This is a genomic window from Kangiella japonica, from assembly GCF_039523535.1.
Lineage (GTDB): Bacteria > Pseudomonadota > Gammaproteobacteria > Enterobacterales > Kangiellaceae > Kangiella > Kangiella japonica.
On sequence record NZ_BAAAFM010000003.1, the window covers coordinates 1,151,332 to 1,175,198 of the forward strand.

Consider the following 23,867-nt stretch of genomic DNA (forward strand, 5'->3'; position numbering starts at 1 on the left):
CTAAGGACGGCTAAATTCAAACTGCTCGTTGTCGAGCCACTGAATCTTAGTATCGGGGCTTAGACTTTCAACCGCGACAGCTAGCGACTCCGCCAACGAAACTAGATTAGGAATATGGATAAGCGACGCTTCGTCATGCGGTCTATGGTAATGGTCCTGACCGCGCCAAACTGATATAGCATGCATCGGGATGCCGTTAACCTTGGCTTTTTTCTGACCTTGGAAAGCCTTTTGAATGGTTGCACTGTCCGCATCTAAAAGAGCAAAAGGCGCGTTATCGGAGCGGAAGAAAAGGCCCATACTGGGGTCTAACACAGGATCTAGTTGCCAATCTTGTTTCGCTAATTCAGCTTTTAACGTTGGGTATAGCGTTGAATATTTGTCGCCAGTCATCCAAGCGTTATTTAACGAGTCTTTTAACGGAACACCGACTAACTCAAACATAAAGCCACTTTCAATCTGAGTTAGCGGAACCCAAGGATTAGCCGCAAAGTATTTAGAGCCTTGTAAGCCCATTTCTTCAGCATCCCACATGCCCACGATAATGTTGAATGGTAACTTGTCGTATTGCTTCAGAGTCTTAGCGAAGATTAGTGAAGCAACAACACCGCTGGCGTCGTCATCAGCGCCGTTAAAAATTTGATCGCCTTCAAGCTTAGGATTTACGCCAACATGATCATAATGAGCGCCAACTACAAAGTAACGATCTGAGTCACAGTTGCACGGTAAATAGCCGATAACATTAGCGGCCTGCAAAGTATCACCTTTACGGTTATAAGCTGTGAACTTTTGAAGATAAGAGTCTTGCCCAGGAACTGTTTCGAGTCCAATAGTCTTAAATTTATTAATAAGCCAGTTTTGGACTTCACTGTTTTCATCGCTCCCTGTGAGGCGACCCTTACGCTCGTCACTCGCTAAATAATCCATCCACTCAGTAGCGAGCTCGATATTGCTAGACTTCGTAGTCTCGCTATTATCAGCAAGGCTCACACTCGAGCTAATCGCTAGTCCAAGCGTTAACCCTATTTTTGTTATCGTGTTCAATTTAAAAACTCCTTTGAGATTGGTGCTAGATGCTTTTGTACTAGCTCTGTAGCATGTGACCAATCGATTTCTTCGATGGTGTGTTTGTCTGTTGTCAGCTCAGTCAAAATGTCCGCTTGAACTTTACCGCGTTGAAAAACTTCTGCATAAGGAATGTGGTGAAAAGTCACCATCGAGTAGCGCGGAATAAACTGAGTCGGAAACTGTTGTTCAAGTTTAAAGGCTATGGCTTTTTTTAATTTAAACTTTGGATCTCGAACCGAGTCACGCATTTCCACATAGTTCTCTAAAGCCATGTCGGCAATAGCGTTAGCGTTATCACGGCGAATGTCAGCAAATTCTTCAATGGTCTTTGACCAGTCATCAGAGTGTTTGTTGAGTAAACGATTCATTTCAGAGCAATCTTCAAAGCCACAGTTCATCCCTTGCCCATGAAAAGGCACAACCGCATGCGCAGCATCACCAAACAAGAGTATGTTCTTGTAGCTCCAGTTTTTAGCGCGGACGGTACCAAGAACACCTGTAGGGTTGGTGAAGTAGTCTTCCGTTAGGCTCGGTAAAAGATCAACCAAGTCAGGAAACTTGTCTTTGAAAAAATCTATGACTTTGTCGTCGGTGTCGATGTCGCTAAAACTGATTGGGCCTTTATTTGGCATAAACAGTGTTACGGTAAAGGAGCCGTCAAGGTTAGGAAGTGCTATCACCATATAGCCACCACGAGGCCAAATATGCAACGCATTCTTTTCGATTTGATACTTATGCACATCGCCTGGCGGAATGCTCAGCTCTTTGTACGAATGCTCTAAAAGCTCTGAAGAAAAACCGTCGACACCAAATTTTTCAAGAGCTCGACGTGTGCGAGAGCCTGCGCCATCAGCGCTGAGCAAAACTTGGTAGTTATGCTCAGATTCTTCATCAGTAACTTCGTTTTTGAGGGTGAAGGTTTGTGCTTCGGGATCTAACCCAACAAGTTTTTGCTGAAAGTGAAAAGTCACATTGCCAGTCGCTTCAGCTTCATCTCTGAGTAGACTGACTAGCCCAGCTCTTGGAACCGAATGGATCACTTCGTCAGGTTTTTGACCATAAGGCTGTAGGTTAAGATTACCTTCAATATCGTGGATTAGGCGACCAGTCATGGGTATTAATAGCTTTTCAACTTTCTCCATTATGCCGACTTGTTGCAGGGCACGAATACCGCGATTCGCTAAAGCTAAGTTAATCGAGCGACCCGCAGGAATACTGGTTTTTCGAATATCGGGCAACTTGTCGTAGACATCAACTTTATAACCACGCTGACCTAAATAAATGCTCATCAAAGAGCCGACAAGGCCAGCTCCGATTAAGGTTATGGACTCGTTTTGATTCAACTCAATTTGGCTCATGCTGCAGCCTCTGCGATTGCTTTCTTTAAGATACGAACAAAGTGGTAACAGTCTGCAAAAGAATTGTATTGTGGCGCCGGTGCTACGCGGATAACGTTTGGATGACGGAAGTCACAAGTGACACCATCTGCTTCAATCGCGTCAAAGATCTGCTTGCCATCAGCACCATGCAAATTAACGGTTAATGATAACTGTGCGCCAGAAGATTTTTCATCGATTGGCGTGAGAATATTAATATCGTTAGGCAACTCTTGTTCGAGTAACTGGCGTAAGTAGCTCGTCAAAAGTAGCGACTTTTTGCGGAGTTCTTGAATACCACCTGCTTTTTTAACCGTATCAAGCGAACCGCGAATAGCTGCCAGCGATAAGATTGGTGGATTAGAAAGTTGCCATGCTTCGGCACTTTCCATTGGGATAAAATGGTTCTCCATTTTGAAGCGCGAGTCTTTGTCGTGTCCCCACCAGCCTGCAAAGCGCGGTAGCTCTTTGTCCGAGTGATGACGCTCGTGAACAAAACAACCTGCGACCGAGCCCGGCCCGGAATTAAGGTATTTATAAGTACACCAAGCTGCAAAATCGACGTTCCAGTCGTGAAGCTGCATAGGAATATTGCCGGTGGCGTGAGCTAAATCGAAACCAACCTTACAGCCTTTGGCGTGCCCAGCTTTAGTGATCGACTCCATATCAAATACTTGCCCAGTGTAGTATTGAACGCCGGGCAGAAGAATCAGCGCTGTAGTGTCGCCATGCTCTTCAATCGCTAGCAGGATGTCTTCATCGCGTAAGGTTTCTTCGCCATCGCGAGGCTTGAGTAAGATCATACTGTCGTCGGGATTAAAGCCGTGATATTTAATCTGTGACTCCACCGCGTAATGATCCGAAGGGAAGGCGTGATCTTCAATAATAATTTTATGACGCTCTGATGTTGGGCGATAAAAGCTGACCATCATAAAATGTAGGTTTGCGGTTAGCGTATTCATGCTAACCACTTCTTTGGCTTTGGCACCAACCAAGTCAGCAAAGCCTTCGCTTAAAAATTCATGATAAGGCATCCAAGGGTAATCGCCAGAAAAGTGACCTTTAACGCCAAGCTTTGCCCACTGGGATAATTCATCATTCACATACTCTGCTGCCAGTTTTGGCTGCAACCCCAAGGAGTTACCGCACAAATAAATTTCTTCTTCGCCGTTACTCTGTTTTGGGATAGTGAATTCTTGGCGAATATGCTTTATAGGGTCGTTCGCATCTTGTTGTTGTGCGTATTCTAATGAAAAAATATTACTCATAGTTATCAATTCCAACGACTTCGTCACCATCGTGTTCGGTGACGTCAGTTAAAGGGTATAAAACAGGACGACTAGGAGCCGCGTCCAATTGAAAATGTGGGATTTGGAGATTCAGCCAATATAAACCATCGGTAATATCGTCGTTGATGAAGATCATTTCTGTGATGGTTCTATGGACTAAAGTCGTATCCGTTAATTCATGGCTACCCGCCGGCACGTTCCAATATATGTGGTGGTTGTGGAGCTGTCCTTCATCGTACATTTTGTCGATAGAAGGAAAGTCCACTAGCAGGTGGTGAATATTGGATTGGCTTAACCACTCAATAGCTTCTGTAGTGAAAAAGGGTGGTTGTTCATCGCTACTATAAGTCCTGCTTTGCTTGCTGGTATCATTGGGCAGGGTTCTAACTGCAATGGCACCCATTAAATCTAAATCTGCAGATGTTAGTTGCTCTTCTAGAGCTCGCTTGGTTATGACACGATCGCTAGCTTCTAAATTAGGGTGATAGCTTTCTTGGCAGTTTGCAGCGGCCTCAGCCTCCACCGATAAAACATAACAACTGGTTAGCGAGCTGGATAAGGCATCGCCAACTGGAACGGCTTGGTCGATGATGTGTTGCACGGTTTCCGTATGAGTACCATTACAGTGCGGCACCATCGAAATAGATTGAACATTACAGCTGCCGCCACGGCGAGTGTCGCCAACAAAACCATCACCCTCAATAGCCTGCGCTTGTGCTTTATCAACGCCAAAATGATTTGGCTGCTGCTGATTGAAGGCTAAAGGAATCGCGATAGAGCTTGCCTGGGATAACTCTAACTGAAAAACCTGATCATCAAACTCGACTCGTATACTCATGAAATAAAGTCCTGTTTATTGAGCTTGAGCCACTCCAGCGCCGTGCCATGCAATAAGCGATCTTCAACGGATTTATCATAGTCCATCGAAGCAATTAATTTACCAGGTTCAAGCTCACCCAATGGGAATGGGTAGTCAGTACCAAGCGCAAGCTTCTCTGGCCCCATTAAATTAACCACGTAATCCAACATACCTTTGTCGTGGACTAAAGTATCCAGATAAATTTGTTTCAGGTATTTGCGCGGATTGTGTGGGTTATCGACCGCCATTAAGTCAGGGCGGACATTGTAGGCGTGTTCGATACGGCCAATAGTCGCAGGGAAACTTCCGCCACCGTGGGCGAACGCTACGCGTAGGTTGGGGTGTCGCTCTAGCACGCCACCAAAGATCATTGAGTTAATGGCAAGCGAGGTTTCAGCTGGCATACCGACAAGCCAAGGCATCCAATATTTCTGCATTTTTTCTTTGCCAACCATATCCCAAGGGTGGACAAAGATGGCTGCATCTAACTCTTCCGCTGCGGCAAAAAACTCAGCAAGCTCTGGCGCGTTAAGGTTCCAATCGTTGATGTGTGAACCAATTTGAACTCCGGCCAAGCCAATCTCTTTAACGCAACGCTCTAGCTCTTGAATCGCTAAGTCAGGCGCTTGCATGGGTAAGGTGCCTAAGCCAATAAAACGCTTCGGGTATTGTTTCACGATGCCGGCGATATGATCGTTGAGATATCGCGATAGATCGTGAGTGTCGGCGGGTTTTGCCCAGTAGTTAAACATTACAGGAACCGTGGATAAAACCTGCACATGAACACCATGCTCGTCGCATTCTTTCATGCGTACTTCAGGAGACCAGCAGTTTTCTTCGATTTCGCGGAAGAACTTGCCGTCGACCATCATTCGTGCACAACCGCACTTGTGGTGATCGAGTTGAACAAAACCGCCGTAACCGTAACGTTCTTTTAAATCTGGCCAATTCTCAGGGAGAATGTGGGTGTGAATATCAATTTTTAGTTGGTTCATAAGCTACAGATCCAATTTATTATCTTTAGGCATAACCGTTCCGCATTTATCGCAAGTACGGTGCTCTTCGCTTTCTAAGAAGCGCTCAAATACAGGTAGGAAGTCCTTTTCAACATTGCTCAGTGGGAAATACTCTTCATAGAGTTTGTGGTCGCAGTTTTCGCAAAACCACATCAGTCCATCTTTCTCGTGTGCCAAACGCTTGCGCTCTACTACAAGGCCAATAGAGCCTTCAAAACGCACTGGAGAGTGTGGGACCTTTGGAGGCAATAAAAATATCTCGCCAGCTTTTATAGGGTAATCAACACGCTTACCGTCCTGAATGGTTCTAAGCTCCATTTCACCTTCGAGTTGATAGAAAAATTCTGGGCCTTCATCGTAGTGAAAGTCTCGGCGACCATTAGGGCCACCAACCACCATGACGATAAAATCGTCTTGCTCGAAAACTTGCTTATTACACACCGGTGGTTGTAATAAGTGACGGTTTTTCTCAATCCATTGCTGAAAGTTGAAAGGTGCAACCGGTTTACTGACGGTATCACTCATAACAATTACTCCTTTTCTTCACCGCTAGTTTCTTCGCCGATCGTCGCAACGCACTTAAGCTCGATGGCGATTGGCGTCGGTAGCGAGCTGATTTCGATGGTGGTGCGACAGGGTTGGTTGTCGGCGAAGTATTCTGCGTAGACTTTGTTGTAAGTTTTGAAGTCGTCCTTCATGTTGGTCAGAAATACTTGTACGTCGACCAGCTGATCCCAACTAGAGCCCGACTCTTCTAAGATCCAGCGAATATTGTTAAAAACACTGCGACACTGAGTTTCGATGCAGTAATCGGTAATGTTGCCATCTTCATCAAGCGTTACGCCGGGGATATCTTTACTACCTTTTTGACGCGGGCCGACGCCGGATAAAAACAACAAATTGCCAACGCGGCGTGCGTGTGGGTATAGGCCAACAGGATCCGGCGCTTTACTGGATACGATTTTTTCTGACATAAGTTCCTCAAAATAATGCTAAATCACTGTAACAAGCAGGCAAACCTTTGTTATTTATCAATCGGTTAAGTGCTTTAACCCAGACGAGCTGAGCCCAGTGTGTACGTTTTTTATACGAGTTTATAGAAAGTACTAGGAATCACAGGCGTTATCAACGCCTAAGAAGGGAATATTCTCAATCGAGGATCCATTTGCATCCGCCCTGATGAGCGAAAATAAATCCTGATGTTTTTTGGTGCGGGAAATATTGCATGACGATATTTATAGCGAATTAGCTGTGTTTAAGCAAGGGGACGCTAAAGATTGTCCCCTGGGCACTGGACAGCTAATCTTAGAACTAGTCCCTAAAGTTATTGAACTGGAAGGGTTGGTCGAGTTCAGCTTGACGCACGACGTTCATCGCAGCTTGAAGGTCGTCACGTTTTTTTCCCGTGACACGAACTTGTTCGCCTTGTATCGAAGCTTGAACTTTTAGTTTCGACTCTTTGATTAGCTTAACCAGCTTTTTAGCCGTTTCTTTATCGATACCTTGCTTAAAAGTTACGTTTTTAAAGAAGGTTTTACCCGAATGGGTGGCGTCATCTTCTACGTCGAGCGCATTGATATCAATGTTTCGCTTAGTGCAGCAGCGGTAGAAGATATCGATCATTTGGTCAACCTGAAACTCGGCTTGGGCGGTGACCTTAACGCTGTCGCCACTTTGCTCGAAACTGGCGTCTACGCCACGAAAGTCAAAACGAGTGGTTAATTCACGGTTAGCATTATCAACCGTATTGGTAATTTCATGCTTATCCACTTCAGAAACAATATCAAATGATGGCATGGTTGCTATTATCCTCTAATAACCAAAAAATTAATGCTGACAGTATATCCACTTTTCTTACAAGGTGACATATTAGCTTGAACTACATTAGCCTGTTTTTGTTTGTGGAGCGAAAATGGATGAATAACGCTTCATTATTATTATCGAAAGCCAGGGAATGGTAAGTGCTACTGCATAAAACGCGTATTGATTAAATATCTCGATTGCTGAGGTCAACAGTGTCACAGCATTAGTCTTAAAGTGCTCATTCACTTGTGGAACTAGCAAGTTTTCAAACAAAAACAAAGGATTTACTAATAATAGAAGTAATACGTTGAGAATAGCAAAGTGGCCATAGACTGCTGATAAATAAAGAATGGTGTTACTCGGTTTCTTGACCCAGCTATAAACAAGTGGAAACAACAGTACTATGCTATAAATAACGAGCAGTGTAGCCATGTTAGAGTATCTCTTCGGAGTGAAGGTTTTTTATAATAGTTGTAATGCCACAGTATCCAGTGTAGGCAAGTAAGAAACTAAAAGCACCAGCTATGTAAAGTAAGAAGGGTACTTCTTTTGGAGTCTCTGGCGAAAAAATACTTACTTCGAGCCAGTAGGTGAGAACGCCCCCTAGGATAAAGCTAATCAAATATCTCATCAGTATTTAATACAAACATTTTTGGGTTCGGTGAAGAAACGTAAGGCTTCTAGTCCACCTTCACGGCCGACGCCGGAGCTTTTGACGCCGCCAAATGGCGTGCGTAAGTCGCGCAATAACCAGCAGTTAATCCACACAATTCCAGCTTCGATCTCTTTAGCCACACGATGGGCGCGCTTGAGATCGTTAGTCCATACGCTAGAAGCTAAGCCATACTGGGTGCCGTTAGCGAGGTCGATGGCTTCATCGTCACTATCGAAAGGCATGATGGTGCAGACAGGGCCAAAGATTTCTTCTTGGTTAGTGCGGCAATCATTAGTTAAGCCTTCAATGACGGTGGGTTCAACGAAGAAGCCGTTGCGGCATCGCCCTTTTAGAGTAACTTGCTTACCGCCAGTGAGAACTGTACCGCCTTCTTCTTGAGCCAACTCTATGTAAGACAATACCTTGTCCATATGAGGCTTGGAGACAAGAGCGCCATGCTGGGTTGATGGTTCTAGTGGATCGCCAATCTTGAGCGATTTAACTTTTTCAACAAAAGCCGCTTTAAATTTGTCATAAATAGGGCGCTCGATGTAAATTCGTGAGCCGCATAAACAAATCTGTCCTTGGTTAGCAAAGGCTGCTCGAACGACGTTTTCTACGGTTTCCTCAAAGTCGCAATCGGCAAATACGAGTGTTGGATTCTTACCACCAAGCTCTAAAGAAAGCTTTTTGAACATTCCTGCGGTAACTCTACTGATATGTGCGCCAGTCGAAGTACCACCGGTGAAGCTAATCGCTTTGATTTTTGGATGGGTAGTCAAGGGGTTGCCAATCGACGGGCCTGTGCCATGCAGAATATTAAGCACGCCTCGAGGTAAACCGGCTTCGTTGCATATTTTCGAAAAAAGGTATGCTGTCATCGGCGTTATTTCCGATGGTTTGGCGATGACGCAATTGCCCGCCGCTAGGGCTGGCGCAATTTTCCAGGTGAATAAATAAAGCGGCAGGTTCCATGGGGAAATGCAGCCAACGACGCCAATAGGGTCGCGTAGCGTGTAGTTAATGGCCTCGTTACCCATGGCGTGGCTTTCGCTAGAGAACTGCGTAATGGCTTGCGCAAAAAAGCGGATATTGGCTGAGGCGCGATAAATATCAACGCTTTTAGCGAGGCTAAAAGGTTTGCCATTATCGATAGCCTCGGCTTTTGCCAGTTCATTCGAATGACCATCAATAGCATCTGCAACCTTGGTTAGAATCTCAGCGCGCTTTTCTAAGGATAAAGCCGCCCAAGCTGGTTGAGCCTTCTCGGCGGCTACAACAGCCTGCTCAAGATCTTCGGCCGTTGAATCAGGGATTTGGCTGTAGACTTGGCCAGTCGCGGGTTCGGCATTGTCAATGTACTGACCTAGTTGCGGTTCGACTAGCTCGCCGTTGATATAGTTTTTCAGCTTTTGCATGGGCGTGTTTCCTGGGCTGTTAAAGACAGCTAGTGCGTCCGCCGTCCACCGGCAGGTTGATTCCTGTAATGTAGCCAGCGGCTGGAGACGCTAAGAAACCCACAGCATTGGCGAATTCTTGAGCCGTACCGAAGCGTTTCATCGGAATAATCGACTTTTCTTCCTGCTCCATTTCTTCAATCGATAAGCCTTTTTTCTTGGCTTTGTTTTGGATAATGGCTTCTAAGCGAACCGTATTGGTCGCGCCGGGTAAGACGTTATTTACTGTGATGTTAAATTGGCCAAGCTCGTTAGCGAGTGTTTTCGCCCAGTTAGCAACAGCGCCGCGAACGGTATTCGAAACTCCGAGGCCATCAAGTGGCTGTTTAACCGAGGTTGAAATGACGTTGATGATACGGCCAAAACCTTCTTCTTTCATGCTTGGAAGAGCGAGCTTCATAAGTTCGTGATTACAAACTAAATGCTGATTAAAGGCCGCTAAGAAGTCACCGGTTTCAGCAGTGTTTGCAGGGCCAGGTGGTGGTCCACCGGTATTATTAACAAGGATATGGATAGCCGCTTCTGGCTGCTGTAAGAAGTCGTGGACAACCTGCTTGACTTGATCTGGGTTTGAGAAGTCGGCGACTAAGATATGGTGGTCTTGGCCTTGTGAGTGATCGAGTTCTTTTTGAACCGCTTCGAGCTTTTCACGACTTCTAGCTAATAATACGATATTAGCGCCTTGCTCAGACAACTGTTTAGCGATTGCTTTTCCCATGCCTTGGCTCGAACCACAGACTAGGGCTGTTTTTCCAATAAGGGTTAAGTTCATAATATTATTTTAGTTTGCTTAAAAAGAATATTTAAGCATATTTAAGCGGTTACTGAAACGGTCTATAAGGAGTTATAGATAAGTCACGCGGTTTCGGCCATTGCGCTTCGATTGGTAGAGAGCTTTATCAGCCTTAAGATAGAGCTCTCTTAACGTTTGCTGATTTGCTGTCCAAGAAATGCCAAAACTACAGGTTATATGTCCCACGTGGTTAAACTGACTCTTTTCAATGATACATCTTAGTTTTTCAGCAAGAGTCTCGGCTTGAGAGGGCTCTGTTTCGGGACATAGGATTGCGAATTCTTCTCCGCCCCAACGCGCTAAGGTGTCTGTTTTGCGAGTGTTCTTTCTTAATAATTCAGAGAGCTCAATTAATACTTCATCGCCGACAAGGTGCCCCAATTGGTCATTAATAGATTTAAAATGGTCAACATCGATTAAAATATAGGCCATGTGTGAAAAAGAATCGTAATAGCGCTGGAACTGCATCTCTAGATAGTAGCGATTATGCAAACTTGTCAGCCGATCTGTCTGAGCCTTTTGGACTAAGTCTCTGTGCCTACGAGAGGTTTCTCGATGTTGGTGCGTGAGGAGTATAACCAGCAAGAAAATAGCCATGATGCCTGCGCTAAAGGTAAGCACCTTATATAGTTTAAGGCTGTCGGTTTCTCGAGTAGAGGCCAAGGCCTCTAGAGTTTTTATAGCTGAGTGCGCGGTGTAGATATTGCTTGTAAACGCCATTTTAGGATCGCGGTAATCTTTAATAAAAGAAACAATATCGGGCACTGAAATCACCTCAAGTTTATCGAGATGTTTCATCATGGTGCTTATTAATCGAGTGGCTTTGAGTGAACTGATATCAGAATTAATTTCTTCGCTATAAACCTTGTCGGTGGTTCTGAACTTGCTATTAATCGACTCAATCAACTCATCCAAATACAGTAGTTTATTATGAAGCCCATCTTTGTCTTGGTTTATGGGTAGATAATAGACACTGACCCAAGCATCGAAAATATCATAGCTGCTTGTTGGAGGGTGGCCTGGGAACGGTGAAAAAAGCTTGGAGTCGCTTGACCAGCTATCGGCAATAAATTGGTTGATCAGTTGCTGTGACTGGGGACTGACAACCATCGAGTTCAACTTGTCTAAGTGCACTAAGGATAGAACGGCATTCGAGGTTGCTTTTAGCGTGGACTGTTTGCCAAACTCCGGATAGTCGGGGTCCCAAAAACCGCCATCTTCATTTTGATAAGCGAGAATGAGCTGTGCAACAGCCTCGCTGTCGATCATGCCAAGGGCTTCTAACTTCCTAAGAATAATGACTGAGTCGAGAGTGGCTCGGAGGGTAACAGGGCTATTGGGTAAAGCAGAAAAGCCTTTTAAGTTACCAATGGCATTACTCGGCGACTTAAAGTTTTTTAATAGAAATTGAATCAGCGTATCTTTGTTTATCTGATCCAGCGCATCAAGTTCATCAAGCACGGAAACTGCGTAACGGGTAAGACGGACACTTTCTTTGTTAAGTATGGAGGGCTCATCGAATAAGTCGGGGTTACTGACAAAGTAGCCGTCTGGATGTTGACGTTTTACTAACCACTTAATAGTGCCATTAGCGTATTCGGGTGTTTCACCTTCGACTGGTAAAATACTGTAGTATCTATCGAGCTGGCGATACTTTTGATAGAAAAATAAAGCGAGGACAGCGCATATAATCGCTGCCCACAATAAAAGCATGCGTTTTGAATTTAACCAAAAGCCTAGTCGCATAGTGCTCATTCCTTATCGGTCACTGGTTAAGGATGGTTTGCGAACCTAGGCCCAATATAGCAAATAATGTTGCAAATTACTTGGTTAGGACATTTAACGCGCGCTCGAAAGCTTCTAAAGTTTTCTTTAGCTCAGCATCGCCATGAGATGCTGAAACGAATCCAGCTTCAAAAGCTGATGGAGATAAGTAAACGCCTTCGTCTAGCATCGCGTGATAAAAAGCTTTAAAGCGCTCCATGTCACCGTTTGTAACTTGCTTGTAGCTAGTTACAGTCTCAGCGTCATTGAAGAAGAAGCCAAACATTGATCCCACATGGTTGGTGGTGAAGGCGATACCCTTTTTCTCAGCGATGTCGCGCATACCTTTGACCAAGGCTTCGGTATAAGCAAAAAGAGGCTCGTAGAAACCTGGTTGTGATATTTCATTTAGCGCTGCCAAGCCGGCCGCCATAGCTACAGGGTTACCGGAAAGAGTACCCGCTTGATACACTGGGCCAACTGGAGCCATGTAATCCATGATGACTTTTTTGCCACCAAAAGCGCCTACAGGCATACCGCCGCCAATCACTTTGCCGAGTGTGGTCAGGTCTGGCTGAACCTTATAGTAGCCTTGGGCACCATCAACACCCATGCGGAATCCTGACATTACTTCGTCTAAAATAAGTACCGCGCCATATTGATCGCACAGCTCACGTAAGCCCTCTAAGAAACCAGGTACTGGTGGGATGCAGTTCATGTTGCCAGCGACCGGCTCGACAATAATACAAGCGACGTCATCTTTATTCGCTTCAAGCAGTGCTTCGACGCTTTCGAGGTCGTTAAAGTCAGCGGTTAAGGTGTGTTTAGCGAAGTCTGCTGGCACGCCAGGGGAGGTCGGTTCGCCTAGTGTTAAAGCGCCAGAGCCTGCTTTTACTAACAAGCAATCAGCGTGGCCATGATAACAGCCTTCGAATTTAATAATTTTATCTCGACCAGTGTAACCACGCGCTAAACGAATCGCGCTCATGGTCGCTTCGGTGCCAGAGTTGACCATACGTACCATTTCAATCGAAGGAATAAGCTCGCAGATCTTCTCCGCCATCTCGGCTTCGACTTCGGTTGGTGCACCATAGCTTAAGCCGCGTTTTGCCGACTCGATAACCGCGTCTAATACGGCGGGGTGGTTGTGGCCTAAAATCATGGGGCCCCAAGAACCAACATAGTCCAGATACTGCTTATCATCAGCTGACGTAAAGTAAGCGCCATTAGCTGCTTTGATGAACACAGGAGTACCGCCAACGCCAGTAAAAGCACGTACTGGCGAGTTTACGCCGCCAGGAATATGTTGTTGGGCACGGGTATAAAGTTTTTCAGAAATGGTCATATTGTCCACGCTATTCTATAAATTGGATGTGTAGCCGATGCGCTCGGGATGCTCTATATAAAAAGCATCCCGCTTTGGAATCACGATTGATGACGTGGCGAATACCAGTTCATCGGCTTTTCGAATTGAGTTAATTTGTCTTCGACGCCTAACACCAAAGCAAATAAAGCCATGCGCACTTTTACGCCGTAGTGCGTCTGGCGGAAAATGGCTAGGTTAGGGTTGTTGTTCATGTCATCGCTTAGCTCGTTGGCTTCTGGGCGCGAATCGCGCGGCAGTGGGTGCATGATAACGGTATTTTTGTCGCAGTGTTGCTCATAAAGCTTTTGGTTTAGGCAGTATTTGCCGCGATAAAGGTTCGCTTCTTCCTGCGTGGTGAAGCGCTCTTCTTGCACTCGCGTAAGGTAGATAACATCTTGGCCTTTTAAGCCGTAATGGAAATCTTCTGAGATGTTGTAACTTAACCCCGCGTTATCACAGGCGTCGAGGATCTTATCCGGCATGGCCAATGCTTGTGGCGAGATAAAGGTAAATTGTATATTCGGGAATAAACATAACAGTCGTGTTAATGAATGAACCGTACGACCATTCTTAAGGTCGCCAATCATGGCGATCTTTATAGTGCCTTTGTCTTTACCGAGCGTTTCAAGTTCGTTGTAGATGGTATATAAATCCAGCAACGCCTGAGTTGGGTGCTCGTTAGGGCCATCGCCACCATTAATCACGGGCACGTTACTGCCGCGAGCAAACTCTGCAACCGAGCCAACGTCAGGGTGACGCATCGCTATGGCGTCGGCGTAATTGGCGGTGACTCGCGCCGTATCGTATAGAGATTCGCCTTTGGATAATGACGAGGTAGTCATGCCAACGGTTTCGCGCACATGGCCGCCAAGAAGGTTAAAGGCAGTGCCGAAGCTGATTCGAGTACGGGTGCTTGGTTCGAAGAAGAGATTCGCTAAAATAGCACCGTCTAACACGGTACAACACTTGACGCGGGTGGCGTAGGGCGTCATGTCGTCAGCAACTTGTATGATTCGTTCGACCGATTCTCTTTCTAGCTGATCAATCGAAAGTATGTGCTGCCCTTGAAATTTCATCCAGTTACCCAAACTCTTAGTGTTAGCTACTTGGGACGCAATTCTAACACGATCTTTGCCAGATGTAGCGAAAATTAGGGCGCTGAGTGTGGAAATTCGGGCAGAAATGCTTAAAATGGGCGCGAAACTTAATAAAGCACCAACTTTAGAGGTTATTTGTGGAATTTAAAAAGTATCGTTGTTTAGTCTGTGACTTTATTTATGACGAAGAGCTGGGCTGGGAAGAAGACGGTATTGCCCCTGGTACGCGTTGGGAAGATGTCCCTGAAGACTGGTATTGCCCTGATTGCGGTGTGGGCAAAGAAGACTTTGAGCTTATGACAGACGAATTTAAGAAAAGCCTGTAACTCACCGTTTTTATTGAATTTTAAAAACCTCCTTCGTGGAGGTTTTTTTATGCCAAGAACATAAGGGAAAATGACCTGAATTGTAAGAAAAATCAACAGTGGCGGTGCCTTGCGGATAGGAGTAGTCTGAAAGCTTGCTAACAGGAAAAGGAGTGTAGGTATGATTATCAGAGTATTGTTAGTCGCGGTTTGTCTCACTATGAGTGGTGCGGCTTGGTCAGCGGCTTACTTGAAGATTGCCGATATTGAAGGTGAAAGCCAAGCAGACGGGCATAAAGATGAAATTGATGTCCTCAGTTGGTCTTGGGGGGCGGACACCAACCGCCGAAGAGGCTGTGTTAGAGACTTTCACTTTGTTAAGTCAATCGATAAAAGTTCGGCTCCAATCTTAATGGGACAAATTATCCAAGAAGTTTACCCGGAGGCGCTATTAACTGTGGAACATACGGGGGCTTCCCAAAGAGATAGATTTGAGTTTCTGACCTTAAGGTTTCGAAATGTTCGGATTGAATCTTTTAGCACCGGTGGTGCAGACGGATCTAACTTTTCAGAAGAAGTCAGCTTTAATTTTGAAGAAGTAGAATACAGCTATACGCCTCGAAAGCAAGACGGAAGCGAGGGCAGCCCAGTAACGGCAACTATTAGCGCACGCCAATGTCGTAATAATTAATTTATATGCTAGGGAATGATTCAGTCATTTCTTCAGATATGTCAGGCGATAAGGATATAGAGCAGTACAAATAAAAGCCTCAACCGAGGCTTTTATGGTAGGCGGGGTGTGTACAAGGTTGAGTGCAAAGGTTGAGCGCAAAGATTAATAACCTGCGCTTAATCCAATAATCATTAACCCGATAATTAGGATGGCCATAACCGAAGAGAAGCAAACGCCCAAAATAGGAAACAGTTTTTTATAACCTTTTTGCACGAACGCTGCGATGCCAAGACCGATAGTGACTAGTGTCATGGCCAAAAAAAGCATCATGAACAAACCAATCAGCATTGCTGTGGTTGAGTTTGGATCCATACCACCATAACTTGAGGCTTCTGCAACGCCGGCCATAACAATGGTAATTAGTAATCCTATTGATGAAATTAGGCCTATAATAAAGGTTGAAACGCCAAGCCCGGAGTGTTTTAAGTCTTCCATATTTATTATCTCTCTGTTTTTTGAAAGAATAGAATAATCAATGGTTTGGATAAAAACAAGTGGAAAGAGTTTCAGGATTGTAGGTTAAGAGTAACGAGCAATCCTGAATAGTTTTTGATAAAGCCCTCGAGTAAATAATACTATGAGTCCTGAGGCTCTAACTTGTCTTGAGTTTTAGTCTCGAAATCGCTCGCATCGTGGCGTTCGTGAAGTTGCTCATCGGGCTCGCCCCAAGTGCGATTAACCATTCTTCCACGCTTAACCGCGTCTCTTGTTTCAATTTTTTTAGCCCAGCGCATAAGGTTTTTGTAGCTTGCTGTATCGAGAAATTCGGCAGCGTCATAAACATGACCAAGGACGAGGTTGCCGTACCAAGGCCAAATAGCGATATCCGCAATCGAATATTCGTCACCTGCCATAAATTCATTCTTGGCTAAGTGTTTATCCAACACATCCAACTGGCGCTTAGCTTCCATCGTGAAGCGGTCGATAGGGTATTCCATTGGATAAGGTGCATAACTATAAAAGTGACCAAAACCGCCGCCAATATAAGGCGCGCTACCCATCTGCCAGAAGAGCCATGACATGGCTTCGGTTCTTTGGCTTAACTCTTTAGGTAATAACGCATCGAACTTCTCAGACAAATAAAGCAAGATAGCGCCCGACTCAAAAATTCTTTGCGGTTTGCCGTCTAAGTCATCGCTATAATCCATTAAAGCAGGAATTTTTGAATTGGGGTTAATACCCACAAAGTCACTGCCAAACTGATCGCCATCACCAATTTTAATGAGGTGTGCATCGTACTCGGCCTCTTTATGACCAAGCGCTAACAACTCCTCAAACATGATGGTGACTTTCTGCCCATTTGGCGTGGCTAATGAATAAAGTTGGAAGGGATGCTTACCCTTTGGCAAAGTTTGCTCGTGACGAGCGCCAGCCGTCGGTCGATTAATGCTGGCCCATTCGCCGCCGTTATCAGGATTCCAAGTCCAAACTTTGGGTGGCGTGTAGCTATTGGATGCATTGTTATCGTTACTCATGGTGTTACCTAATCTATATAACTGATAGCAACATTGAAGCGTTAATTCATGGTCACTGTCAATTCAGTCATGTGGATAGTGGTTATTAAGCTAATGAATGATAGTCCCCCGCTTTCTGTAACAAAAAGGCCTTCACATCATCTATACACAATAGGAGTTAATTTAGATTAATACTTACCCGAAGCTCTGTTTAAGGTGAAATTTGTGAAGTTGTTATATAAAACCATTTTATTTGTCGCTAGCGCGGTTGCTGTTATTTATATTTTAACGGGCGGACTGAGTCTGAGTGAGCGTGAAGCATCGCCATTAGTTACTCAAAAGGCTGATGTTAAAGCTGAAATGCCGGCGACAAAACACCTAGACTCAATTGTGCTCGGCGCGGGTTGTTTTTGGGGTGCTGAAAAGCGCTATGCTGCCACCCCTGGTGTCGTTGATGCTGTTTCGGGTTACGCCGATGGTAGCGGTATCAAGCCTGAGTATCGTGAAATCATTAAATCGAAACACCGATTCGATCCGAATAATTATGCAGAAGTGGTTAAGGTTACTTTTAATCGAAACCAAGTAAGCTTAGAGACTATCCTTAAAAACTACTTTGAAGGCCACGATCCAACTCAGGTAAATCGTCAGGGTAATGATATTGGGACTCAGTACCGTTCGACGATTTTGACCAATTCTCCACAACAGCAAGATACGGCTCAACGAATTAAGGCAGAATATCAGGTCCTAATGCGTGGCGAGGGGTATGGCGAGATAGCGACTATTATCAAACCCTTGGATGAGTTTCATCCAGCCGAAGAGTACCACCAAGACTATTTAGTGAAGAACCCTAATGGGTATTGTCCGGACCATTCCACCGGCGTGGTATTTAATGACAAGGATAAAGCGCCATCCGTTGATAATACGGCGCTACAACAAGGCAAGCAGATTGTGGTTATCGAGCCTCAGTCGTACTGTCCATACTGTGAAAAGTTCAAGGAAAACGTGACTAATGATTATCAGGGTACCATTCCTTTAACGTGGCGTTATGGCAGTCAACTTGATGGCTTGGATATCACAACAGAAACCTGGGCCACGCCGACCATCCTGTTTCTAGAAGAGGGTGTCGAAGTGTTTGGTCACCAAGGTTACTTAACGCCAGAAGAGTTTTATGCGGTCTTAGGGAAATTTAAGCTGGGCGACACAGAGGCCTACAAGGTGGCTTTTCAAGAAGGCACCGACAGCCGATTCTGCAAAGAATACGATATTTTCAAAGACACGCCACCTGGGGTTTTCATTGATAAACTGAGCGGAAAGCCTTTATTCGACACGATCGATAGGTTTAACTCAGGAACAGGATGGTTATCTTTTACAAAGCCAGTAAAAAATGCGGTGACATACCATGAAGATAACGCGTTTGGATTAGAGCGTACGGAAATACGTTCAAAGTCTTCAGGTATTCACCTGGGGCACGTATTTGATGATGGTCCAAACGGGCAGCCGCGTTATTGTATTAATGCCACCGTATTAGAGTTTGCGCCGCGTGACAAAGGTTAGCTAAATGCCCTTTAGGGCAGTCACTTAAAAAGGTTTAATTACAGCCAAGATAACCGCAGCTAATAAGAATAAAACTGGAATTTCATTAAACACACGGAAGTAGGTGTGACTTTTATTGCAGCGACCATCGGCGAACTGTTTCTGATAGACACCGCATATAAAGTGGTAAATGATCAATAAGACAATAATCGACATTTTGGCATGGAACCAGCCCGCACTAAGATAGTATTCCCAGTTGTAAGAGGCTAACCACAAACCAAAAATCACCGTGAGAATCATGAAGGGTGTGGTAAATCGATAGAGCTTGCAAGCCATGATATTGAGCTGATTAAAGGCGCCGTCGTTCTCTGTCTGGGCAAGGTTTACGAAAATTCTTGGTAAATAAAAGATCCCTGCAAACCAAGCAACCATAAAGAAAAGGTGAAACGTTTTAACCCATAACATAGCGTTAACCTGTTTGTGTTTTAGAGTAGATATACTGGTCGGTAATCATATCGCGGGTCACCACACCGTAAATACGTTCTTCTTTATTATGTGTGATCCGGTAGACATAACCCGCGGAAACTTTACGTTGTTCCATGCGGTCGTAAGCTTCTTCGAGTGTCGCCTGAAGGTCAATGGCAACAACTTCTTGACGGTTAGCTGGGATCTCCATAAGGTTGAACACTCTTTGCGGATCGGCTGCGACTGCTTCAGCCTTCGCTTCTTTCGACTCGTCAGAATCCGTCATCACGATAGTTTCTAGCGGTTGGCCTGAGTTCTTAGAGTCTTGCTCATCTTTTGGCTCCAGTTCCGCATCGGTCTCAGCAGAGTCTTTATGTTTGCTCGATTTTTCCTTTTTCTGCTGTTCACGCTCTAAGATTTCTTCTTGCTTGATTAAATAACGGCCCAAGTCTCTCGCAACCATTAATGAAATGACCAAACCTTCTTCATCGCGAATGAGAATCCAGCGAGGCTTATCTTTTAGAGCAATAGAAATTTCTTCAAGCGTCGCTTCAGTTTTCATATAGGTAATGCTTCGGGTCATGACGCCAGCGACACCGATACTTCGAAGGACCTGCTTCATAGGACTGACTTTTAAGCGCATGCCACGATCTGTCATCTGGGTTTCCCAGTATGATTGGCGCTTAAAGAGCTGACTGACCACCATATTGCCGATTACGATGGAGAACATGCCCGGCAATATAATGTTTGGGTTATTAGTCAGTTCTAATAACGCCATAAGACCTGCTAAAGGAGCTTGGAGCACCGCGCTCATCAGGGTCGCCATACCAATGATGGCATAGAATTCAGAGTCACTGGATAAGGTAGGGAAGACTAAGCTGCCGATACTCCCAAGCAGACCGCCGAGCATAGCACCCATGAATAGCGTCGGGCCTAATACCCCACCGGGCATCGATAAGCCTGAACAGATAGTCGTTGCGATGAACTTGCCAGCGAGGCTAAGCGCCAGAATAGTAATCAGTAACTCGCCTTGTAGTGAGGCGTTAACCGTATCATAACCGATCCCCATGACCTGCGGCGCGACAAGCGCAATAATACCTACGCTAGTTCCGCCAATAGTGGTTTTAATCCAGACCGACCAGTCCTTGGAGCGACGGCGAACTTGGCTCGTGAGCATAATGAAAAGGCTAGCGATGACGCCACAAATAAAACCTAGCAGTAAGAAGTATGGCATTTCCCATAGCGAGACCAAGTCCATCGATGCTTGGATAATAAAAGCGGGGTCGGAGCCGAAAAAGATGCGACTCATAACAGCACCGGCCACAGAAGCCAATATAATGGGAATAAAGCTGGCGACAGCATATTCCATAATGACAATTTCCATGGCGAATACAACGCCCGCCAAAGGAGTATTAAAGTTCGCTGAAATAGCAGCGGCACAACCGCAAGCTACCAAGATTCGGGTACTGTTATTGGGGAGTTTTAGACGCTGACCGATTAGACTGCCGGTGGTGGAGCCGAGGTGAATCCCTGGGCCTTCTCGACCGACCGATTGTCCTGATGCAATCGTTAAGCCACCTAGGAAAAACTGCACAACAGCATTTTTCCAAGGAAGATGACCTTGGTGATAGGACATGCGCTCTAAAACGTGAGAGACACCTACGCGACGCGTTTCTGGATTAAGTTGCTGGAGAATCAAACCTACGACTAAGCCACCAACGGTGGGTAACAGGAGTTTTAAAAGCCAGTCGGCTTGCTCGAAATCGGTATCGCCGGATTGGTCAGTTGCCCAAAGGACATAGGAGCTTTCGGTGAAGTATCTAAAGAGAATATTGGAGCCACCCGCGAGCACACCGCAAATCAGCCCAATAACCGCCATTAAGGCGAGAGCGTCAAAGCCTCCAAGGCGTAATCTTAGGCGATCAATTAGTGTCATTCGGCACTCAAGTCGGTTTCCTTTGGCTAAAATTTCTGTTTTAATGCAACAACCAGTTAGACTGCTGTATGCAAATAATTGGTGCGCTAATAGCCAACAGCTTCAATGCTTTACATAATAAGAAAATGTGAGCAAAAGAACAAATGATTTCAATGATTTATGACTAAAGATCCCAATCAACCAGATTATATTATTCGAAAGCGACGCAGTGCCAAGTGGTATTGGGGGTGGGCTTTTGTTGCTTTAGCAGTTTTAGTCGCCGCCATGGCCGTAGGTTACTGGCTTAACAAAAGGCAGCATGGCTTATCAATAAATGCAAAGGAGCAACTGGAACAGCTTAAGCAGCAGTTGGATGAGGCTCAAGCAGGCTTGACTCACTGGCAGCAACAATACCAAATAGAACATCAAATCACTCAGCAGCTTAAAGCTGAGCTCGATAAATTGCATCGAGCCAAGAAAAATATCGAGAAAGAGCGTGAAGCTCTACAGCGAATTTTTGATCCGAAAGGTGTAGAGTCTGGTTTGCAGGTGGCGAGCTTTACTTGGCAGAACGAGGGCTCTCGTCTGTATCGATATCGCTTAATGCTAATTCAGGCGAAAAGCCAAGTTGGTGCCTTAAGAGGCACAATAGATATCTCGATCGTTGGTGAAGAAGCCGGCGAACGGAAATCGTATAATTTTGAGGAATTAAAAGGTACGGACAGCCTAAACAGTACTTTTGATTTTACCTATGTCTCGACACATACTGGAAGCTTTGAGTTGCCCGAAGGATTTGAGCCAAAATTTGTAAGAGTGGTGGCAGCAACTTCGGGACGTGGGGCAAAATCGATTCTCCAAGACTTTTCTTGGAAGCCCACAAATATGAGTGATGAGGTTGAGGAAACCAATGAGAAGAAGTAAACGTAAATCTGATAATGTCGATACCTTAATTGCTAATGGCACCAGTATTAACGGTGACATGAGCTTTTCTGGGGCATTATTTGTAGATGGCGAAATCACTGGTGAAGTTAAGGGTAATATAGAAAAGCAATCTGTATTATCTATCGGTGTTCATGGCAAGATTAAAGGCAATATTTCGACGCCTTTCGCCGTGATCTTTGGTCAAGTAGACGGTGATGTTTATGTCACAGAGAAAATTGACCTAAAGCCAGGCGCCAAAATCAACGGTGACTTATATTATAAAGTTATTGAGATGAATGCTGGTGCTGAAGTGAATGGTAAAATGGTTGTGGTTGGCGACCCAAAAGCGTTAGAGCATAAGGTTGAAGAAGTTCAGGCTGCTCGCCAAGAGGATAAAAACGACAACAACCAGCAAGAAGCGGTAGGTGTCGAGCCAGCAAAAGCCTAGGCAGGGCTTGAGAAGTTGTGGGCGAGCCCCCATTTACTGATATAATAGAAAAAGTGTTGTTTTAGATAGGTGTTTAAATGTCGATTACAGTAACGCAAGCAGCCAGTAACAAAGTACGCCAGCTGATTGAAGAAGAAGAAAATCAAGAGCTTAAGCTGCGTGTGTTTGTGACAGGTGGTGGTTGCTCTGGGTTTCAATATGGATTTACTTTTGATGAAACTCAAAAAGAAAATGATATGGCGATTGAGCAGGATGGCGTTAAGATCTTAATAGACTCCTTGAGTTTCCAGTATTTAATGGGCTCAGAAGTCGATTACACTGAAGGGTTACAGGGTTCGCGCTTTATAATCAATAACCCACAGGCGAAAACGACCTGTGGTTGTGGTTCTTCTTTCTCTATTTAATGCTCAATATTTTGTGCGCTCAGTTTGTCCGCTGGGCGCGTAGCTTTTGCTTACCTTTGTACATCTCTCTATCTGCTAACTTCAAAATATCATCTTTGTCTTTCAAGTGTGGCGTTGCTTTAGAGTTATATTCTGCATAGCCAATGCTTCCGCTAATTTCAATCGTCTTGTCTTCGTAGATATAAGGCATATTAATAGCGGACTTTATTCTGTTAATAATAATATCCAACTGTTGATCGGAATACTTTGTTGGGCTTTCAATCAGCATCAAAAATTCATCACCGCCAATTCGGCATATTGTGTCTTCGTCGCGGGTCACTTCCAGCAGTTGTTTCGCCGTAAACTTTAAAACCTCATCACCGGCATGGTGGCCGTAGTTATCATTGATGCTTTTAAAGTTGTCTAAATCTATATTGATTAGGTAGATCCAACCATTATGCCTTTTAGCCCGCTCGATCGACTGTTCAAGTAAGCTATGAAAGACACGGGAATTGTAAATCCCCGTGAGTTCGTCCTGCTCAGCAAGAATAGTGATTTCAACCCGTTGGCGGTCAAGCTGTAGCAGGGCTTGCTTAGCAGCCAGATACAAGCTACCAATGATCAGAACTGAGCTCGTTAGCGGAATTAATGAACCCAATATGGCGGTTAACCAACCACTTACAGAAGAAAGATAAGAGACGGGGTCTACGGAAGTTTCGAGTATGCCGTGTACGTATAAATAACCGATTACAGAAACATATATCCCAAATATGATGCTGGCATAGATACCAACTTTGATGCCATAGAAAAGGGTAATAAAAATAATCGACAGGATGGACCATAACATGCCATTACCTAGCAACCCCCAGTTATATACACCAGCGATCGCGACAAGGCTGGTGATAATCAAGATGAAGTTCATTTTGAAGAAGATGCCGAGTCTTTTGCGGAAGATAGTGGTTGCAATTAAGGCCAGTGAGATTAAGACGTGTAGAAACATAGAGACCATAAGGCCAGACATCGGAATACGGCTAATTGATGCAATGGTTGCAGGGACAGCACAAATAGTGAGAAATACAATAATTTTATCGATAGAAGCGGTTAAAATATTCTCCCACCGTTTTGATGTACTTATGTCTTTTATTATTTGCATACTTAAAGTATGCC

The 23,867-nt window shown here is 44.8% G+C and carries 25 protein-coding genes; 6 read left to right on the forward strand and 19 right to left on the reverse strand.

All coding sequences use genetic code 11. From position 1 onward, the window contains the following. The 14 genes from ABD128_RS08860 to ABD128_RS08925 all read right to left on the reverse strand — a co-directional run bounded on the left by ABD128_RS08860 (position 1) and on the right by ABD128_RS08925 (position 14,522). A complete protein-coding gene (locus ABD128_RS08860) occupies positions 1-1,044 on the reverse strand; it encodes a M28 family peptidase (protein ID WP_343989285.1) in 1,044 nt (347 codons plus the stop codon). After that, positions 1,041-2,426, reverse strand: coding sequence for an FAD-dependent oxidoreductase (locus ABD128_RS08865; RefSeq protein ID WP_343989287.1), 1,386 nt, complete (start codon positions 2,424-2,426; stop codon positions 1,041-1,043). Before ABD128_RS08865 ends, ABD128_RS08860 begins: the two co-directional genes overlap by 4 nt. Beyond that, on the reverse strand, positions 2,423-3,712 hold the full coding sequence (gene kynU / locus ABD128_RS08870; RefSeq protein WP_343989289.1) for a kynureninase: 1,290 nt from the start codon (positions 3,710-3,712) through the stop codon (positions 2,423-2,425). The genes ABD128_RS08865 and kynU overlap by 4 nt, the downstream gene beginning before the upstream one ends. Continuing rightward, complete coding sequence (locus ABD128_RS08875; RefSeq protein ID WP_343989291.1) at positions 3,705-4,571, reverse strand: cyclase family protein; 867 nt, start codon at positions 4,569-4,571, stop codon at positions 3,705-3,707. The genes kynU and ABD128_RS08875 overlap by 8 nt, the downstream gene beginning before the upstream one ends. Next, positions 4,568-5,587: an amidohydrolase family protein gene (locus ABD128_RS08880; RefSeq protein WP_343989293.1), complete on the reverse strand. Its 1,020-nt coding sequence runs from the start codon at positions 5,585-5,587 to the stop codon at positions 4,568-4,570. Before ABD128_RS08880 ends, ABD128_RS08875 begins: the two co-directional genes overlap by 4 nt. 3 nt (positions 5,588-5,590) lie before the next feature. Further along, positions 5,591-6,133: a 3-hydroxyanthranilate 3,4-dioxygenase gene (locus ABD128_RS08885; RefSeq protein WP_343989295.1), complete on the reverse strand. Its 543-nt coding sequence runs from the start codon at positions 6,131-6,133 to the stop codon at positions 5,591-5,593. 5 nt (positions 6,134-6,138) lie between these two features. Next, on the reverse strand, positions 6,139-6,582 hold the full coding sequence (locus ABD128_RS08890; RefSeq protein ID WP_343989297.1) for a RidA family protein: 444 nt from the start codon (positions 6,580-6,582) through the stop codon (positions 6,139-6,141). Positions 6,583-6,919: 337 nt separating this feature from the next. Continuing rightward, positions 6,920-7,405 (reverse strand): YajQ family cyclic di-GMP-binding protein, encoded by a 486-nt coding sequence (locus ABD128_RS08895; protein ID WP_343989299.1) that lies wholly within the window; start codon positions 7,403-7,405, stop codon positions 6,920-6,922. An 87-nt stretch (positions 7,406-7,492) separates the two neighbouring features. Next, positions 7,493-7,843: a hypothetical protein gene (locus tag ABD128_RS08900; RefSeq protein WP_343989301.1), complete on the reverse strand. Its 351-nt coding sequence runs from the start codon at positions 7,841-7,843 to the stop codon at positions 7,493-7,495. 198 nt (positions 7,844-8,041) lie between these two features. Continuing rightward, a complete protein-coding gene (locus ABD128_RS08905; protein WP_343989303.1) occupies positions 8,042-9,484 on the reverse strand; it encodes an aldehyde dehydrogenase in 1,443 nt (480 codons plus the stop codon). Positions 9,485-9,503: 19 nt separating this feature from the next. After that, positions 9,504-10,295 carry an SDR family oxidoreductase gene (locus ABD128_RS08910; protein ID WP_343989305.1) on the reverse strand — a complete coding sequence of 264 codons (792 nt, stop codon included), beginning with the start codon at positions 10,293-10,295 and terminating at the stop codon, positions 9,504-9,506. A 72-nt stretch (positions 10,296-10,367) separates the two neighbouring features. Continuing rightward, positions 10,368-12,062, reverse strand: coding sequence for a diguanylate cyclase domain-containing protein (locus ABD128_RS08915; protein WP_343989308.1), 1,695 nt, complete (start codon positions 12,060-12,062; stop codon positions 10,368-10,370). A gap of 76 nt (positions 12,063-12,138) precedes the next feature. Then, entirely contained in the window at positions 12,139-13,425 is a 1,287-nt protein-coding gene (gene hemL / locus ABD128_RS08920; protein ID WP_343989310.1) for a glutamate-1-semialdehyde 2,1-aminomutase, read from the reverse strand. 80 nt (positions 13,426-13,505) lie between these two features. After that, entirely contained in the window at positions 13,506-14,522 is a 1,017-nt protein-coding gene (locus ABD128_RS08925) for an aspartate carbamoyltransferase (RefSeq protein WP_343989312.1), read from the reverse strand. A gap of 158 nt (positions 14,523-14,680) precedes the next feature. Between ABD128_RS08925 and ABD128_RS08930 the strand changes: the two genes are divergently transcribed. Further along, positions 14,681-14,869, forward strand: coding sequence for a rubredoxin (locus ABD128_RS08930; RefSeq protein ID WP_110200648.1), 189 nt, complete (start codon positions 14,681-14,683; stop codon positions 14,867-14,869). A gap of 160 nt (positions 14,870-15,029) precedes the next feature. After that, on the forward strand, positions 15,030-15,539 hold the full coding sequence (locus tag ABD128_RS08935) for an Hcp family type VI secretion system effector (protein ID WP_343989315.1): 510 nt from the start codon (positions 15,030-15,032) through the stop codon (positions 15,537-15,539). Positions 15,540-15,683: 144 nt separating this feature from the next. Here the strand turns inward: ABD128_RS08935 and ABD128_RS08940 are convergent, their stop codons facing one another. After that, positions 15,684-16,016, reverse strand: a complete 333-nt coding sequence (locus ABD128_RS08940) for a hypothetical protein (protein WP_343989316.1) — start codon at positions 16,014-16,016, stop codon at positions 15,684-15,686. 140 nt (positions 16,017-16,156) lie between these two features. Further along, positions 16,157-17,056, reverse strand: coding sequence for a glutathione-dependent disulfide-bond oxidoreductase (yghU, locus tag ABD128_RS08945; protein WP_343989318.1), 900 nt, complete (start codon positions 17,054-17,056; stop codon positions 16,157-16,159). A 210-nt stretch (positions 17,057-17,266) separates the two neighbouring features. Between yghU and msrA the strand changes: the two genes are divergently transcribed. Next, positions 17,267-18,589 carry a peptide-methionine (S)-S-oxide reductase MsrA gene (gene msrA / locus ABD128_RS08950; RefSeq protein WP_425545686.1) on the forward strand — a complete coding sequence of 441 codons (1,323 nt, stop codon included), beginning with the start codon at positions 17,267-17,269 and terminating at the stop codon, positions 18,587-18,589. A gap of 24 nt (positions 18,590-18,613) precedes the next feature. Here msrA and ABD128_RS08955 read toward each other — a convergent pair whose 3' ends face one another. Continuing rightward, entirely contained in the window at positions 18,614-19,033 is a 420-nt protein-coding gene (locus ABD128_RS08955; RefSeq protein WP_343989320.1) for a CopD family protein, read from the reverse strand. A gap of 4 nt (positions 19,034-19,037) precedes the next feature. Further along, the gene (locus tag ABD128_RS08960; protein WP_343989322.1) at positions 19,038-20,969 is read right to left on the reverse strand and encodes a chloride channel protein; all 1,932 of its coding nucleotides are present in this window, start codon (positions 20,967-20,969) and stop codon (positions 19,038-19,040) included. A gap of 159 nt (positions 20,970-21,128) precedes the next feature. On the opposite strand from ABD128_RS08960, the gene ABD128_RS08965 reads away from it, so the two are divergent. The 3 genes from ABD128_RS08965 to erpA all read left to right on the forward strand — a co-directional run bounded on the left by ABD128_RS08965 (position 21,129) and on the right by erpA (position 22,721). Next, on the forward strand, positions 21,129-21,869 hold the full coding sequence (locus ABD128_RS08965; RefSeq protein WP_343989324.1) for a DUF6776 family protein: 741 nt from the start codon (positions 21,129-21,131) through the stop codon (positions 21,867-21,869). Continuing rightward, positions 21,856-22,317, forward strand: coding sequence for a bactofilin family protein (locus tag ABD128_RS08970; RefSeq protein WP_343989326.1), 462 nt, complete (start codon positions 21,856-21,858; stop codon positions 22,315-22,317). Before ABD128_RS08965 ends, ABD128_RS08970 begins: the two co-directional genes overlap by 14 nt. Positions 22,318-22,394: 77 nt before the next feature. Further along, complete coding sequence (erpA, locus tag ABD128_RS08975; RefSeq protein WP_343989328.1) at positions 22,395-22,721, forward strand: iron-sulfur cluster insertion protein ErpA; 327 nt, start codon at positions 22,395-22,397, stop codon at positions 22,719-22,721. Positions 22,722-22,740: 19 nt separating this feature from the next. Here erpA and ABD128_RS08980 read toward each other — a convergent pair whose 3' ends face one another. Further along, complete coding sequence (locus ABD128_RS08980) at positions 22,741-23,853, reverse strand: GGDEF domain-containing protein (RefSeq protein WP_343989330.1); 1,113 nt, start codon at positions 23,851-23,853, stop codon at positions 22,741-22,743. Positions 23,854-23,867 lie beyond the last annotated feature (14 nt).

Excerpts from the sequence above, each read along its gene's own strand:
- ABD128_RS08865 (WP_343989287.1), bottom strand. The coding sequence starts at position 2,426 with ATGAGCCAAATTGAGTTGAATCAAAACGAGTCCATAACCTTAATCGGA.
- kynU (WP_343989289.1), bottom strand. The coding sequence starts at position 3,712 with ATGAGTAATATTTTTTCATTAGAATACGCACAACAACAAGATGCGAAC.
- ABD128_RS08875 (WP_343989291.1), bottom strand. The coding sequence starts at position 4,571 with ATGAGTATACGAGTCGAGTTTGATGATCAGGTTTTTCAGTTAGAGTTA.
- ABD128_RS08880 (WP_343989293.1), bottom strand. The coding sequence starts at position 5,587 with ATGAACCAACTAAAAATTGATATTCACACCCACATTCTCCCTGAGAAT.
- ABD128_RS08885 (WP_343989295.1), bottom strand. The coding sequence starts at position 6,133 with ATGAGTGATACCGTCAGTAAACCGGTTGCACCTTTCAACTTTCAGCAA.
- ABD128_RS08890 (WP_343989297.1), bottom strand. The coding sequence starts at position 6,582 with ATGTCAGAAAAAATCGTATCCAGTAAAGCGCCGGATCCTGTTGGCCTA.
- ABD128_RS08895 (WP_343989299.1), bottom strand. The coding sequence starts at position 7,405 with ATGCCATCATTTGATATTGTTTCTGAAGTGGATAAGCATGAAATTACC.
- ABD128_RS08900 (WP_343989301.1), bottom strand. The coding sequence starts at position 7,843 with ATGGCTACACTGCTCGTTATTTATAGCATAGTACTGTTGTTTCCACTT.
- ABD128_RS08905 (WP_343989303.1), bottom strand. The coding sequence starts at position 9,484 with ATGCAAAAGCTGAAAAACTATATCAACGGCGAGCTAGTCGAACCGCAA.
- ABD128_RS08910 (WP_343989305.1), bottom strand. The coding sequence starts at position 10,295 with ATGAACTTAACCCTTATTGGAAAAACAGCCCTAGTCTGTGGTTCGAGC.
- ABD128_RS08915 (WP_343989308.1), bottom strand. The coding sequence starts at position 12,062 with ATGCGACTAGGCTTTTGGTTAAATTCAAAACGCATGCTTTTATTGTGG.
- hemL (WP_343989310.1), bottom strand. The coding sequence starts at position 13,425 with ATGACCATTTCTGAAAAACTTTATACCCGTGCCCAACAACATATTCCT.
- ABD128_RS08925 (WP_343989312.1), bottom strand. The coding sequence starts at position 14,522 with ATGAAATTTCAAGGGCAGCACATACTTTCGATTGATCAGCTAGAAAGA.
- ABD128_RS08935 (WP_343989315.1), top strand. The coding sequence starts at position 15,030 with ATGATTATCAGAGTATTGTTAGTCGCGGTTTGTCTCACTATGAGTGGT.
- ABD128_RS08940 (WP_343989316.1), bottom strand. The coding sequence starts at position 16,016 with ATGGAAGACTTAAAACACTCCGGGCTTGGCGTTTCAACCTTTATTATA.
- yghU (WP_343989318.1), bottom strand. The coding sequence starts at position 17,056 with ATGAGTAACGATAACAATGCATCCAATAGCTACACGCCACCCAAAGTT.
- ABD128_RS08955 (WP_343989320.1), bottom strand. The coding sequence starts at position 19,033 with ATGTTATGGGTTAAAACGTTTCACCTTTTCTTTATGGTTGCTTGGTTT.
- ABD128_RS08960 (WP_343989322.1), bottom strand. The coding sequence starts at position 20,969 with ATGACACTAATTGATCGCCTAAGATTACGCCTTGGAGGCTTTGACGCT.
- ABD128_RS08965 (WP_343989324.1), top strand. The coding sequence starts at position 21,129 with ATGACTAAAGATCCCAATCAACCAGATTATATTATTCGAAAGCGACGC.
- ABD128_RS08970 (WP_343989326.1), top strand. The coding sequence starts at position 21,856 with ATGAGAAGAAGTAAACGTAAATCTGATAATGTCGATACCTTAATTGCT.
- erpA (WP_343989328.1), top strand. The coding sequence starts at position 22,395 with ATGTCGATTACAGTAACGCAAGCAGCCAGTAACAAAGTACGCCAGCTG.
- ABD128_RS08980 (WP_343989330.1), bottom strand. The coding sequence starts at position 23,853 with ATGCAAATAATAAAAGACATAAGTACATCAAAACGGTGGGAGAATATT.